Below are 12,673 nucleotides of genomic sequence, written 5' to 3' on the forward strand. Positions count from 1 at the left end.
TCAATCGATGACCACCGGCAATTCGATGCGGAAACAGGCACCACCGTCCTGGTTACTGACGCTCAGCTTGCCACCCATCTGGTTGACCAACCCATAGCTGACCGACAGCCCCAGACCGGTGCCCTTACCCACCGGCTTGGTGGTGAAGAACGGGTCGAATACCCGATCCAGCAGCAGCGGATCGATACCACCGGCGTTATCCTGAACCAGCACGATCACCTTTTCCACGCCGAGCGAGCTGCGCAGTAGGATACGCGGCTCCAGTTCGGGGTGTTTTTCCCGCGCGCCAAGCAGCGCGTCCTTGGCATTGACCAGCAGGTTGATGATGACCTGCTCGAGCTGATCGGCGTGCCCGCGTACCTGCGCAGAGCCGCAAAGGTCGAGGGTCAGGTCGATATCGCCGGCGAGCTCGCCCTCGCGGATCAGTGTCAGTGCGCCCTCGATAGCCTCGTCAGGACTGAACAGATCGCCCTCGACCTCGGAGCGCCGCCCGAAGATACGCATGTGATTGACGATCTTCGCCGCCCGGGTGATCTGCTGCTCGATACGCCCCAGCTTGTTCTTCAGGTACTCAGGGTTGGCCGAGCCGTTCTCCACTCCCTTCAAGGTGTTGGTCAGGGCGATGCGCATGACGTTCAGCGGCTGGTTGATCTCGTGGGCCAGCCCGGTGGCCATCTCCCCCAGCACCGCCATCTTGGCGCTCTGATTGAGCATCTGCCGGGCCTTCTGCAGTTCCGTGTCGTCGCGCCCGACGGCCTGTACCTCGAGCAACTTGCCCCGTTCGTCGAACACACCGCGCTCGGCCAGCACCCACCAGATGTGTTCGCGGCCGGGCAGATCCATGCGCACCAACGCGGTGGACACCGGTTCTGCAGGCGTGAGTTGCCGATGGCGCTCGCGAAACTGGGTCAGCTCCTGAGCCGACAGATAGGTCGCCAGGCTGGTACCCGGCAGGTTCTCCTGGCGGATGCCCAGGTAGTGGGCCAACGGTCGGTTGGCATACACCAGGGTGAGATCGGGGCGATACCGGCAGATGATCGCCGGCGAGTCCTCCACCAGGATGCGATAGCGCTCCTCGCTTTCGCGAATCCGTTCGGCGGCGAGGGCAGCATCGGTCACGTCGAGGCAAAGACCGACCGCCTCGACGGGGATGCCGCGTTCGTCACGCAGCAACTTGGCCTCGTCCTGCAGCCAGTGGTAGCGACCATCGCGGTCGATCAATCGATAGCGACAGCTCGCCGCGCCCTGACTCAACAGAGTGCGGGTATGGGCGAAATAGACATCCCGGTCATCGGGGTGGATGAAATCGGCCATGCCGCGCTGCACGAAATCCTCCAGCGTCCAGCCCAACAGAGCGCTGCTGCTGTCGCTGCAGAACACCGGTACCAGGACACCCTCTTCATAGCGATTCACGTAGATCAGCGCCGGGGCGCTGGCGACCAGGCTTTTCAGCCGAGTGGTCGCCGCATCGGCCTCGACTTCCTTGAGCTTCATGTCGTTGATGTCCAGCACCGCGCCGACGATGCGCCGCTGACCATTGGCATTGAGGATGCGCGTGTGGATGCGGAACCAGCACAGGGCACCGTCGGCATCGCGCAGGCGTACCACCTGCTCGAAGGCACGGCCGCCCAACTCGGCGTCTCCCAGGCGAATGCGGAATTCGCCGCGGTCGGCCGGGCTGAGCAACTCCAGCCAGTCAGCCAGGGTGACCACCGAACGGGAATCGAAGCCGAAGCGCTGCATCAGGCTGGGGGCGAGAAGAAACGCCCCGCTGCGCGGCAGGTATTCCCACCAGCCGGTACCCAGCAGGTTCTGCAGGATGTCCAGCCGCTCGCCATGAACCCTGCGAGCCTGCTCGTCGAGACGCTGCAAAAGGGGCGCGGCGACATGGGCGAACAGGTCCAGCCAATCGCGGGTGTTGAGTTCGGGCATGCTCTGGTGGGCGATGTACGGCGAACACAGCAGCCAGGCACGAATGCCCTGGTGATCGGCATAGGGCACCAGCCAGACGGAGTCCGCCGCATGCCATTCGGCGGCATCTGTCCCATCCCGCAACCACTGGATGGGCTGCTCGCCAGAATAATGCTGCAGCTCGCTTGGCAGGTGCTGGCCCTCCTCCCAGAACACCGGTGTCAGTGCATCACGGTAGTGCCCGACAACCTGCCAGCCGCCTCGCTGTTGGTCCGGTAATGCCAAGGCGGTACAGGCGAGCCGTAGGGTCTGGGCCAATGCGCCCAGCCACTCGTGCGCATGCCGGGGAAAGTCGACCCGATCGGCGCCGCGTATGCTCTGTGCAACGCTGCTGATTTGCGAGAACACCTGCAGCCGCTGCTCACAGGCCTGCAAGCGGGCCAGAAAATCACCGATCTCGAAGGCCTGCAGCGACCAGCCCTGCGCCTCGGCCTTCAGCCAGCCGCGGGTATGCAGAATACCGCCGTCGCGGGTGACGAAGGACAGGTCGAGCATCTGCTGTACGAACGCCGCCAGGTCGGTGACCAGGTAGCGGCTCTGGCCGTGCAGCAATTGCTCCAGCGGCAGCACTTGCGACACGGCGATGGGCAGGCGGTATGAGAGACTGCCGGAGACCTCGAAGACGCGTCCCAGGGCATCGATGGAAAGATTGAGGCATGGACTGTTGGCGGAAACCGGCACGGGTGGGGCCGTGGCTTGCTCCGTCGACTGCGCATCCGTGTCACGTTTGAACCAATCCTTGAAGACTTGCATTGTCCGGCCCACCTACCATGATTAGCGCCGCAGACGGATCGAAATGTCCGTCGCTGTGATCGGGCTGCATCGCCCCTGCCGAAACCGGGTACCCACTGCATCCATGACTTACATCGTATTGCTCTGCTGGTTCATCGCCTGCGCCGTGCAGGATGCTCGGCATCGCAAGATCGCCAACTGGCTTACCCTGGGCGGCCTCGCCGCCGCGCTGCTGTACCTGCTGGGGTCGGGCAGCAGCATGACCGGCGCCAGCCCGGGGGCAGTCGTTCTGGCGATTGGCATAGCGCTGCTGCTTTCACTGCCTGGCTACCTGAGCAGACAAATGGGTTCGGCGGACGTGAAAATGCTGGTGGCGCTGGGTGCCGCCAGCGATGCCGCGCATGTCCTGTTCAGCGTGGTCGGTGCCGCATGCGTGCTTGTCGCATGGGCGGCCCTGGTACATATCAGGCCGAACATTCGTCAGGCCCTGCCGCGTCGATGGGTGTTTCTGAGGCAAACCACTGCCGGCCCTCCGCCCTACGCCCCCTTCCTGTGCCTGGGATTCGCACTTACCGTTCTATGGTTTATAGCCAAATAACCGTTTCCATAAACAATCGTTAGTTCGTGACTGAGCAGAGCGGACATTATCGCCATCCCACTCAGCGGCAAACTGATAATCACTTTTAATCACAGCGCACTTGGCTGCATAGCTTTGACTATAACTTAAGGCATAGCTACCCTGATTTTTAATAGCACCCTTATTTACGCAGAGTCTCCGCATGGAAAGCACCCTTCCCCCACAGATAATGATAGTCGATGACGAGCCGATCATTGTCGAGGAGCTTGCGGAGTTTCTCGAACGCCTGGGTTATGGCGTCACGGCGTGCCATTCCAGCGAAGAGGCGCTGCAGGCGTTCAAAGAAGATGAGCGCATAGCGATAATCCTCAGCGATATGCACATGCCCGGGCTCACCGGCGTACAACTGATTGCCGAACTGGCCCGCGTTGCTCGCCCGGGGCGGCTCTACGAAACCGCGATATTCACCGGCAGTACGGACAAACAGGACGTTGTCCTGGCCTTGCGGGCAGGGGTTGCCGATTACCATCAGAAACCCGTGGACCTAAAAGAGCTGCAGGACAGCGTGAAGCGCCTGCATGAGCGTGTCGAGCAACAGCTCAAGGAACAGCGAATTCGCGAGCGCATCCAGGATCTTGCGGTTTCGCTGCACCAGATGCACAGCGACAAGCTGCCTACTACGCCGATAAGGAATGTCGCGCAGATGACCACTTCCGCGGATATGATTCCCGAGCCTTTCAATAAATTATCCAAAAGGCAATTGGCGGTGGCGCAACTGATCGCCAAAGGAATGACCAACTATCAGATTTCCTGCGAACTGGGCATAACCGAAAACACCGTGAAACTCTATGTCTCACAAATATTGAGACTGACTCAGGTGCATAACCGTACCCAACTGGCGCTGTCCTATCCTTCACACGCGTAAATCTGCAAAAGTGACTGCCGATAATATTCCTTGAACTTAAAAACACAGGAATGTTCGCGCGCAATTCTTCTGCCGCATCAACAACGCCGTCATCAAACGGCAACGTCTGTCTTTGCGCCAATAGTTCGTTACTTATCCAGTTCTCCGCCCACGTTCTGTTCGAAGAATTCGGGGATGGGGTGCTTGTGGCTGTCCAGCCATCGCTGCAACGCCAATTCCTGCTCGGCTGGCGTCGACGCCTGGGGATGCTGCGAAGCCAGTCTTCCCTCACGCTGCAGGCGCAGCCAATGAGCGACCTGGGTTTCGCGCTCCCCGCCGACCAGGCCCCGCACTTGCCCCTGATCCGCCACGACGGCGTTCAGCGGCAGGCATGCCAGCAGTGCGACGCCAACGATCATCCTCTTCATGATGTTCTCCTCTGATTGTCGTGCCCTGGCCCACCAAACTTCGCATCTCGTGCCTTGCCTCGCGCAAAAACAGGCTCCGGCGCGGCCGTGCGTGAAACGTCAACAGCCCCTAGGCGCCACTGATCGGTTCAACGCGAATGACGCCACCGTCCTCGGGCACGATCAGGCGCCCCGCACGCATCTCGATTCCTGCCCGCCCCTGACCGGCAGGCAGGCCGGCTGGCTTGGAAGGTGGCGCAGCGGTGGCAACCTCATCCACCGACGCAACGGAAGCCAGCGATTCGTCAGGAGCACGCAGCGCTGGCGTGGCAGCCACTACCGGTGCTGTCGGCTTGCCGACAACCGCAGGAGCAGCGGCGACCTGCTGAATCGCTGAAGGGCTCGGCCCCGCGCTGGCCACGGCAGGACGTGGCACGACAGGTTGCAGCGCCGCCGGCACGACCGGCAGCTTGCTGGTAGCGCTGGCCACAGACAGCGGCACGACCGGCTTCGGACGGAAATTGGACAGTCGCGGGGCCGGCACGGATGGCGAGTGGGTCACGGCCGACGAGGCAACCGGCAACGGTGTCGCTGGCTTGGCGGCAGGCGCTGGTTGCTGTGCCGGCACTGCACGTGTCTCTGCCGGAGCCACGGCGGCGGACGGATCCTGATTGGCCCCGGGAAACGGCGACAGGGAAGCGCCCGCCTGCGAGGGAGCGGCACCGGCTACGCCGAACTGACTGCGCAACGCCTGCGCTCGTTGTTCGGCCATGCGCAACTCGCCCGCGGAAAAGCCCATGCGGGCGGCCAGCGCGCTGGCCTGCGGCTGGTTGCCTTGGTAGAGCAGCAGAGTAAGCAGATTCAGTGCCGGTTGCTTCTCCGCTTCGTTCAGTTCCAGAGCGGTGAGCAGTTCGAAGCGGGCTTCGTCCATGCGCCCAAGGTTCATGTACACCACCCCCAGGTCGTTGCGCAGGGTATCGCTGGTCGGATCCAGGTTGGCTGCCAGCCGCAGGTGCCTCAGCGCCTCGTCGTAATGGCCCTGCGCACTGGCAAGCTGGCCAAGGCCGTGTTCACCCTGGGCCTTGAGGCAGGTATCGACCAGGCTGGCATAGAGCTCCCGGGCCTCCGGGCGGTTCAGCGAACGCAGAATACGCGCCTTGTATAAACGCGCCTGCGGCAGATCGCTGGGTAGGCGCTCCAGGTTGGCCAAGGCGGCATGCAGACGGCCTTCCTCGGCGGTCTTTTGCGCCAGATTGAGGTTCAGCTCCTGATCCTGGGACAGCGGCGCACAGTTCATCGGGATCGCCGCGCCCCTGCTCATCAACCAGGGGGACTGCGCCGGGCTGCTCGCGCAACCACCCAATAGCCCCAGCATCCCCACCACGATCACTACAGGTTTCATCTCAACTCCCCCAGAGCCCCGACAATCGCGATGAATCCGGGCCCCGCCAGTACGATCAACAACGCCGGGAACAGAAATATCATCATGATGACGGACATCTTCCCTGACAATTTGGACACCCTTTCTTCGAGAGCCGTATGGTGCCGATCGTCGATCAACTCCTTGAGCCGCAACAACGAGGCCATGGCTCCGCCGCCCTGGACGATAAGCTGCTCGAGGATCACCACGCAATCGGTGACCTCGTAGACGTCCAGCTGGGCTGCCATGTCACGTAATTCGCGGCCCAACTCGAGCCCCGCGTCGACCCGTGCCAGCACCAGGCGCAGCTCGGCGCTCAGGTTCGGCAGGATACCTTCGGACTCCCTGGCGAGCACGCGCAGCCCTTGCTCCACGGTCATGCCGACATCGAACAGGATGCGCAGCAACGGGATGAACGTGGTCACTTCCTCAGCCAGGCTTTCCTGCCGGCGCTTCGCTGCCCAGGCCAACCAGCGCTTGGGGATCAGGTAACCGATACCCAGCGCGAACAGTGGCGCCAACCAGATCGGTTGCGGCGCTTTGCTCAAGAACAGCTCGACGATCATCACGAGCGCAAGCAACAGGATCGGCGTGCCCAGTTGAATGGCCGAGAACATCGACTGCTGACTGCGTTTACGCCAGCCCAGGCGGTTGAGCAGCTGCAGTGTCTCGCTATCCATGCTCAGGGTACGGCGGCCCAGGGAACTGCCGCCAATGCCACGCATCACCCCTCCACCGGAAACCCGCGACACCGTGCCCATGCCCATGCGCTGGCTGAACTGGCGGCGGGCGCGCAGGTCGGCATAGGCCAGGTAGATGAGCAGCAACGCGAGCAGCAATTGCAGCAGCGCACTGAGCAGAAGCAAGCCATCCATCACAGGCTCCTCAGTATGCGCCATAGGGAGAAACTGCCCATTGCCTGCAACGCGAACGCCAGCAGCAGTACCATTCGGCCGGTGGATTCGTGCCACATACCGAGCATGAACTGGGGATTGGTCACGAAGATGTAACATGCCAGCGCCAGCGGCAACCCGCCCATCACATAGGCGCTGATGCGTGTTTCGCCGGTCAGCGCACGTAGCTTTCGAGCGCTCTGCTCGCGCTCGCGAATCAGTCGGATCAGGTTGTTCAGCAACTCGCTGCTGTTGCCGCCATAACGCTGATTGACCCTGACCCCAAGCGCCAGCACCTGGAATTCGTCGCGCTCGTAGAGATCGGCGAAATCCTGCAGGGCATCGCCCAGGCCCATGCCTCGCTGCGCGTTACGGCGGGTACGGGCCAGCGCCCCACGCAGCGGCTCGGGGGCGACTTCCATGGCCAGCATCAGCGCGTCACCGAGCGCACGACCGGACTTCAGGCTGCGGATCACGTGATCGAGGAAGATCGGCAGTTGCTCGATCATGCGCAGCACCCGGCGACGATAGCGCAGTGCGATGAACAGCCGCCCCAGCAGCAGCGGCAGCAGTGACATGATCAGCAGGCCGAGCCAGTGACCGACGATCAAGCCCATCAAGGCGCCCAGCAGCCAGATGAACAGCCACAGACCGAGCCCCTGGCGTGGCCTGCTGAAGCCGGCGCGCAGAAACAACTTGTCCACATGGCCGATGGACAAGGCGCGCAGCGGCTCCGGTTGATTCATCTGCAGCCGCTGGGTGACTTGTTCGGAAGCGGCCTGCTCGCGGCTGCGACGCAGCATCAGCAGGCCCAGGCCGAGCAAAGTCAGGCAGATCATGCCCAGCAGCATCGATGCGTTCATTCAAGGTCTCCTTGGCAGCCGCGCGGGCCCGCTCAATCGCGCCGCATCTTGTCACCGGCCGGGTTCGGCGCATCGCGGCAGAAGGCACCGCTGCCACTGCGGTCGAGGCGAAATAGCGTATTGGTGACGTATTGGTCCTCACGCAGGCCGAGCACTTCGACCACTTCGCTGATACAGCGGCGACCATCCGGCATGCGGGTCAGCTGGATCACCACGTCCAGCGCCGCGCAAATCATCTGCCGCAGGGTCCGTTCGGCGACCTTGGCACCGGAGAAGCCCACCAGGGTTTCCAGGCGCAGCAGGGCATCCTGGGCATTGTTGGCATGCACGGTACTCATGGAGCCGTCGTGACCGGTGTTCATCGCGGTCAGCACGTCGAGCACCTCGGCACCGCGAATCTCACCGAGCACGATGCGGTCGGGGCGCATGCGCAGGGCGTTGCGCACCAGCTCACGGGCCGCTACTTCGCCATAGCCCTCGGCGTTCGGCGGCCGGGTTTCCAGGCGCACCACGTGGTCGTGATTGAGCCCCAGCTCGGCCGTGTCCTCGATGGTGACGATACGCTCGCGCGGGTCGATCATCTGGCTCAGCATGTTCAGCAAGGTGGTCTTGCCGGTACCGGTACCGCCACTGACCATGATGTTGCAGCGACGCCTGACCATCAGTTCCAGGCAACTGAGCATGGCCTGGTCCAGCGAGTTGCTGGCCAGCAGGTCGGCACTGCGCAGCATGTCCTTGCGAAACTTGCGCACCGAGATGCAGGGTCCGTCCAGGGCCACTGGCGGGATGATCGCGTTGATACGGCTGCCATCGGGCATGCGCGCATCGACCATCGGCGAGGATTCGTCGAGCCGCCGCCCCACCGGTGCCAGAATGCGCTGGATCACCCGCAGCACGTGCTGATCGTCGATGAAACGCAGATCGCTGAGCTGCAGCACGCCGCCGCGCTCGATGAACACCCGATGCGGGCCGTTGACCAGAATCTCGGTCACGCCTTCGTCCCTGAGGAGGATTTCCAGCGGACCGAAGCCGGTCAGTTCATCCACCAGTTCTTCGCCGAGCCGATCCACCTCGTAGCGCGAAATGGCGATCTGCCGACGGCTGACGTATTCACTGACCTGTTCCGACACGAACATCGCCAGCGACGTGCGCGTACCTTCCAGCAGGTTTTCACCCTTCTCTTCCAGGGCATCGATGAGATAGCGGTGCAGCACGGGCTTGAGATCGTGGACCCCAACCCGTGCACCATCGCCACCGAACGGACCGATCGTCATGAGCCAATCCTCAACATGCGCTGCCACCAGCGACCGGAGCCGCCCTGCTTGTGTTCGACCAGGCCATTGGCAATCGCCAGCAGGCCATGTGTAAGGCCATCACGGGGCGCGAACTGATACAGCGGCACCCCCTGGTTCTTGGCCTTGAGGCGAGTCACCGGGCTCAGCGGCAGGCCGGCTTCGAGGGGCAGCGCAAAGGTTTTGCTCAACTCCTGCAGGCCGGGCGCCACGCCAGATTGATAACGATCGACGAGCAGGCGCGCATGGTCGAGCTTGATACCCTTGCCGCGCCAGATCGCCAACAGGGCCAGGTTGCGCCGGCAGTTGGGCACGCTCTGATCGACGCACCAGAACAGCCGCAGGGCATGGGTCACGAAGGACCGCAAACCGTCGCAATCGGGTTGGCCGCACAGGTTCACCACCACGTGCTGGAAATGCTGGCGCAGGCTGCCCAGCAGGAGAAACAGCTCGCCAAGGCTGAAGCGTTCGAGCGCATCGTCATCCGGCCCATGGGGCAGCAGACGCAGGCCATCGGGATGTCGGGCGAAGGCACTTTCGATCAGGTTCGAATCGAGGCGACGGATGTTGCGCAACGCGTCGCCAAAGCAGAACGACGACTCCAGCCCGAACAGCTCAAGGCTCTCACCCCTCGGCACTCCGAGGTCGATGAACAGCGTACGCTGGCCACGGGCCTGGATCTGCAGCGCCAGGTGCACGGCCAGCAAGGCGGCATCGGCATCCGGTTGCAGGCCGTACAACAGCGTCAACTCGCCCTGGTCACGGGATGGCGGCAATTGCGGCAGGCGCTGCGTCAGGCGGCGAACCAGCCCCAGCACCTCGCTGCTGCGCGAGCCATAGGCGATGAAATCTCGGGCACCGGCGCGCATGGCATTGAGCACCAGTTGGTTGTCGAGGCCATCCCCCAACGCCACCACCACCACCATCGGCCGCACATCGAGCAATGCCTCGATCAACGCGCCCTGGGCCGTCTGCCCTTCGCGACTGAGGCCAACGAACACCAGGCTACTGCCAGTCATGTCCATCAACCCCAGCACTTCATCGAGCGTTTCGCCGACGTTGAGCACCTGGCCCTGGCCGGCCAGAGCGGCCTGCAGCCATTCCAGGTCCTGTTTGCGGCGGGTTTGCGCGAGAAAAATCTGTTCCATGACCACTCCCTAGCGCGACAGGCCGTCCGCCCGGTGAAAGTCGCCATTCTCGAGGAACAGTTGCCGGAACACGCCAGGGTCGTAGTTACGCAACTGTTCCCCCGGCAGCTCTGGCAACTGGGCATTGGCCGCCATCGGCTGTACCAGGCGCGGCGTGACCACCATCAGCAATTCGCGCTCCTCGCGCTCGATGCGCGAAGACCGAAAGAACGCGCCGAGCACGGGTACATCGCCGAGAAAGGGCAACTTATCCACAGTCGACGAACTGTTGGTCGAAATAAGGCCGCTGATGATGAAACTCTCACCGTCCGCCAGCGAAACGCTGGTATCGGTACGCCGCACATTCAAGGCCGGAACCTGGGTGCCGGAGATGGTGATGCCGGCAGTGAAGTCGAGTTCGCTGACCTCGGGAGCGACCTTGAGACTGATACGGTCGCGTCCTATGACGGTCGGTGTGAGCGTCAGGCGCACGCCGAACTCCTTGTACTCGATGGAGAGCGAATCACTGCCGCTGCTGGGCACGGGTATGGGAAATTCACCGCCGGCGAGGAAACTCGCGCTCTGGCCGTTCAGCGCCACCAGGCTGGGCCGCGCCAGGGTGTAGGCAAAACCACTGTTCTCCAGCGCATCCAGGCCAAGCAGGAACTTGCTGCTGCCACCGCCCCAGAGAATATTGAAGCCGCTGCCCGACAGCGGAAACGCTGCGCCGGGCCCTACGCCACCGACGCCTCCCACGGGCACCGTGGCAGGCCCGGTACCGGGTGCGCCGATCAGAAAGTTGTTCGAGGCCGTGCCGAAGATTCGCAATCCCACCTCACGCAGCTTGCTGCGCCTGACCTCGACGAAACGAATGTCGGTCTGCACTTGGCTCGGGACATCTTGCTGGCCAGGAGCCGCCCCTTGCTCGGCGAACGCGGCCGTCGCGGCGCCCTGCACGAACACCCTGCTTTCCCTCGGCTCGCGGTCGCAACGGGTCCAGACCAGCAGGCTGGTGGTGCCACCGCGCTTGCCCAGCAACAGAAAGCTCTCCTTGGTGTTCAGGCTCACATCCGCCACCTCGGGGTCGGCGATGGCCAGGCGGGTGATCGGCACTGGAAAACGCAGCTCACGCTGCACGCCCTGCGCCACCTCCATCACCGCCGGCACTGGCTCGAGCCCCGCACAGGAGGCGAAAACCCCGGTTGGCACGCCCAGCATCCCCCCTGCCAGGCAGGCTGCCAGGCGCAAGAGTCGCGGAATACGGTTGGCATCGTTCATGAATTGCGTCCTTGCCGATCAGGGAGTTTGCCGAGTGGCAGCATTACCGCGATGCACCGGAATGGTGGCGGGTGACGCGGGCGGCGCAGCAACGCCCGGGCGGGGTGGGGTAGCGGCGTCATGCAGGGCCAGCTTCTCGAACTGGAACAATTGCCGCTGGGCGTCGGCGATTTCCACCTTCGGTTCATCACCCGCGTAATAGCCGGCGAGCAGTTTTTCGTCTGCGCTGCGCACCGCCAGGCGCAGGCTACCCACCTGGGTGGCCAGCATGAAGCGCGTCAGCAGGGCCTCGGGAACGGCCAGAACGGCAGTGGTCGCAGGGCCTCGACGACGGCGCTCGTCGCTCGCATCCCCAGCGGCTTGCGCCGCCTCCCCCTGATTGGTGGCACCCAGGGCGTCTCCGACACTGAGCAGCCGCAGCGCAGGAATCAATACCTGAGCGGTCTGCTCGCGGTTGGTTTCGTCCTGACGTAGATACAGCAGCACATCCACGTAGTCACCCGGGCTCAGATGCCCGCCGCCACCGATGACTTCATCCACCGCAACGGCAACCGCCCGCTCCATGGGACGAATCATCCGTGCCAGCGGGCCGCCCATCTCGAACGTCGCCTGGTTCAAGACGGTACCGGCCGGTGTAGGCCGCCACAGGGTGCGACCCAGCAGTTCTTCCGGCTTGGCGAAGCTGCCGGGCGGCGCGATGCGCAGGTGCTCCACGGCGAGGTCATCACGGCCGAGGGGCACAAAGGGTGGCACGTCACGAGCCAGAACGACCACGCTGCTGCGCTGCTGCTCATCCACCTGGGTTTGCAACTGGCTCGTGCCTTCGGCCGGCAGCTGCGCGGGTGCAGTCGCTGGTGCCGATACCGGCTGCGCGGTTTCACGGCCGAGGGTCAACCCCCAGTACCCCGTGACCACGGCTCCCACCAGCAATAAGCCGGCCAGCACCAGCGTCAATCGGCTATTCATGACAACACGCTCCCTGTAGCCATAGAACTGCATAACCTCAGCATAATTCGGTGTTCATGCTGAATAACCATAGGCCGGAAAACTGGATCGCGTTGACTATCGGTAACTCGGCTTTTCAGTTTGATACGGATTTATCGCCCACTTATAGCGAATCCAGACATATGCCGACTATGCCATTCGTCGCAGTAACGAGTTCAGGACAGGCCAAGTCCTCCAAAAGCGCCCCACCACTATCACCTTACC

The 12,673-nt window shown here is 63.1% G+C and carries 11 protein-coding genes; 2 read left to right on the forward strand and 9 right to left on the reverse strand.

The genetic code is table 11. The features are described from left to right. Positions 1–2,724, reverse strand: a complete 2,724-nt coding sequence (locus BLR94_RS05540; RefSeq protein ID WP_084303767.1) for a PAS domain-containing sensor histidine kinase — start codon at positions 2,722–2,724, stop codon at positions 1–3. A gap of 55 nt (positions 2,725–2,779) precedes the next feature. Between BLR94_RS05540 and BLR94_RS05545 the strand changes: the two genes are divergently transcribed. Both BLR94_RS05545 and BLR94_RS05550 read left to right on the forward strand, forming a co-directional pair. Continuing rightward, positions 2,780–3,301 (forward strand): prepilin peptidase, encoded by a 522-nt coding sequence (locus BLR94_RS05545; RefSeq protein WP_167359716.1) that lies wholly within the window; start codon positions 2,780–2,782, stop codon positions 3,299–3,301. Positions 3,302–3,482: 181 nt separating this feature from the next. Then, a complete protein-coding gene (locus BLR94_RS05550; protein ID WP_084303769.1) occupies positions 3,483–4,205 on the forward strand; it encodes a response regulator transcription factor in 723 nt (240 codons plus the stop codon). A gap of 128 nt (positions 4,206–4,333) precedes the next feature. On the opposite strand, the gene BLR94_RS05555 is transcribed toward BLR94_RS05550, so the two are convergent. The 8 genes from BLR94_RS05555 to cpaB form a co-directional block, all read right to left on the reverse strand. Continuing rightward, the gene (locus BLR94_RS05555) at positions 4,334–4,612 is read right to left on the reverse strand and encodes a DUF3613 domain-containing protein (RefSeq protein ID WP_084303770.1); all 279 of its coding nucleotides are present in this window, start codon (positions 4,610–4,612) and stop codon (positions 4,334–4,336) included. A 109-nt stretch (positions 4,613–4,721) separates the two neighbouring features. Then, positions 4,722–5,993, reverse strand: coding sequence for a tetratricopeptide repeat protein (locus BLR94_RS05560; RefSeq protein ID WP_084303771.1), 1,272 nt, complete (start codon positions 5,991–5,993; stop codon positions 4,722–4,724). Beyond that, complete coding sequence (locus BLR94_RS05565) at positions 5,990–6,886, reverse strand: type II secretion system F family protein (RefSeq protein ID WP_084303772.1); 897 nt, start codon at positions 6,884–6,886, stop codon at positions 5,990–5,992. Before BLR94_RS05565 ends, BLR94_RS05560 begins: the two co-directional genes overlap by 4 nt. Continuing rightward, positions 6,886–7,767 (reverse strand): type II secretion system F family protein, encoded by an 882-nt coding sequence (locus tag BLR94_RS05570; RefSeq protein ID WP_084303773.1) that lies wholly within the window; start codon positions 7,765–7,767, stop codon positions 6,886–6,888. The genes BLR94_RS05565 and BLR94_RS05570 overlap by 1 nt, the downstream gene beginning before the upstream one ends. A 32-nt stretch (positions 7,768–7,799) precedes the next feature. Continuing rightward, the gene (locus BLR94_RS05575) at positions 7,800–9,041 is read right to left on the reverse strand and encodes a TadA family conjugal transfer-associated ATPase (RefSeq protein WP_084303774.1); all 1,242 of its coding nucleotides are present in this window, start codon (positions 9,039–9,041) and stop codon (positions 7,800–7,802) included. Further along, entirely contained in the window at positions 9,038–10,207 is a 1,170-nt protein-coding gene (locus BLR94_RS05580) for a CpaE/TadZ family protein (protein ID WP_084303775.1), read from the reverse strand. Before BLR94_RS05580 ends, BLR94_RS05575 begins: the two co-directional genes overlap by 4 nt. Before the next feature lie 9 nt (positions 10,208–10,216). After that, positions 10,217–11,404: a type II and III secretion system protein family protein gene (locus tag BLR94_RS05585; RefSeq protein ID WP_244158100.1), complete on the reverse strand. Its 1,188-nt coding sequence runs from the start codon at positions 11,402–11,404 to the stop codon at positions 10,217–10,219. Positions 11,405–11,482: 78 nt separating this feature from the next. Continuing rightward, a complete protein-coding gene (gene cpaB / locus BLR94_RS05590) occupies positions 11,483–12,430 on the reverse strand; it encodes a Flp pilus assembly protein CpaB (protein WP_084303777.1) in 948 nt (315 codons plus the stop codon). Positions 12,431–12,673 lie beyond the last annotated feature (243 nt).

The organism is Phytopseudomonas flavescens (genome assembly GCF_900100535.1).
GTDB lineage: Bacteria > Pseudomonadota > Gammaproteobacteria > Pseudomonadales > Pseudomonadaceae > Aquipseudomonas > Aquipseudomonas flavescens.

Excerpts from the sequence above, each read along its gene's own strand:
- BLR94_RS05540 (WP_084303767.1), bottom strand. The coding sequence starts at position 2,724 with ATGCAAGTCTTCAAGGATTGGTTCAAACGTGACACGGATGCGCAGTCG.
- BLR94_RS05550 (WP_084303769.1), top strand. The coding sequence starts at position 3,483 with ATGGAAAGCACCCTTCCCCCACAGATAATGATAGTCGATGACGAGCCG.
- BLR94_RS05555 (WP_084303770.1), bottom strand. The coding sequence starts at position 4,612 with ATGAAGAGGATGATCGTTGGCGTCGCACTGCTGGCATGCCTGCCGCTG.
- BLR94_RS05560 (WP_084303771.1), bottom strand. The coding sequence starts at position 5,993 with ATGAAACCTGTAGTGATCGTGGTGGGGATGCTGGGGCTATTGGGTGGT.
- BLR94_RS05565 (WP_084303772.1), bottom strand. The coding sequence starts at position 6,886 with ATGGATGGCTTGCTTCTGCTCAGTGCGCTGCTGCAATTGCTGCTCGCG.
- BLR94_RS05570 (WP_084303773.1), bottom strand. The coding sequence starts at position 7,767 with ATGAACGCATCGATGCTGCTGGGCATGATCTGCCTGACTTTGCTCGGC.
- BLR94_RS05575 (WP_084303774.1), bottom strand. The coding sequence starts at position 9,041 with ATGACGATCGGTCCGTTCGGTGGCGATGGTGCACGGGTTGGGGTCCAC.
- BLR94_RS05580 (WP_084303775.1), bottom strand. The coding sequence starts at position 10,207 with ATGGAACAGATTTTTCTCGCGCAAACCCGCCGCAAACAGGACCTGGAA.
- BLR94_RS05585 (WP_244158100.1), bottom strand. The coding sequence starts at position 11,404 with ATGCTGGGCGTGCCAACCGGGGTTTTCGCCTCCTGTGCGGGGCTCGAG.
- cpaB (WP_084303777.1), bottom strand. The coding sequence starts at position 12,430 with ATGAATAGCCGATTGACGCTGGTGCTGGCCGGCTTATTGCTGGTGGGA.